Source organism: Vibrio sp. 1401 (assembly GCF_033340295.1).
On the sequence record NZ_JAWOWF010000173.1, the window covers coordinates 1 to 944 of the forward strand.

Consider the following 944-nt stretch of genomic DNA (forward strand, 5'->3'; position numbering starts at 1 on the left):
AATACAACAAAAGGAATTTGTGAATCTATACAACGATTTAGCGGAGCAGCTCCAGCAGTTGGAAACCCTGATTTGAATCAAGTATCAGTAATCTCTTTTTCAGGGAGTTTGAATCTGGTCACACGCTGCAATTGAGATTGAAGCATGAAAAAAGGCCCCGAAGGGCCTTTTAAAACTGGATTAGATACAGGTTCCACTGCTGCAATCAGGCATATCGGCCCAGAAGAGAACGTTTTCTTCTTTCACAATGCCCAGAGTCATCATGACCTGAACCAGTGGGCTCTTTAATGCTTGTTCACGATCGGTGATCTCTTCGGATGAAGTGAAAACGATGAATTTGATGTTTTCCGCTGGAATAGTGAAATACAAAGAGCTGGCCACACCGGCGATAGTATCAGGCAGCATATCTGTCATCATCAGGACTTCGAAAGAGATGGCTGACGGAATGTTCACCATATTATCAAAACTGCTAATAATGATGTCATTGATAACACCACCGCGAGGATGCCCTTTGAAGAACAGGTCATGCTCCTTACCAATATAGTAAGGGCTGGTTTCGTTGATAGCATTATTGATGATATTAACCTGTTGCTTGGCGTAGAACTCTTTCTCTTCACCACCGGCCCAGGTAGTCGTCCCCGTGAATACAAAGTTAGCCAGTGGACTCTTGTCATATTCTACTTGCAGCCAATTTTGATCAAAACCTACGATTTCAAGGAACAATGCTTGCTGCTCTGAGGACAGTTTTGCATATTTATCCCACTGCATTTGTTTGAGGCTATCACCCAGATACTCTTTTAACTCGTGTAGTTTTGGATCAAGCGTCAAAAAGTCAGATCTCAGCATTGAGTACTCAGTAGGGTAGAGTGAATGCCAGTTAAACTGAGTAGTCAACCAGGGCGCGGAAGAACCACCTGAACCTAAAATGATATTTTTAAGGTTGT

At 42.8% G+C, this 944-nt stretch carries 1 protein-coding gene; it reads right to left on the bottom strand.

Annotated elements, in window-relative coordinates; all coding sequences use genetic code 11:
* Window positions 1–180: 180 nt before the first annotated feature.
* Window positions 181–944: hypothetical protein (locus R7Z77_RS24350; protein WP_318136929.1), on the bottom strand; the 764-nt coding region annotated here is incomplete at its 5' end.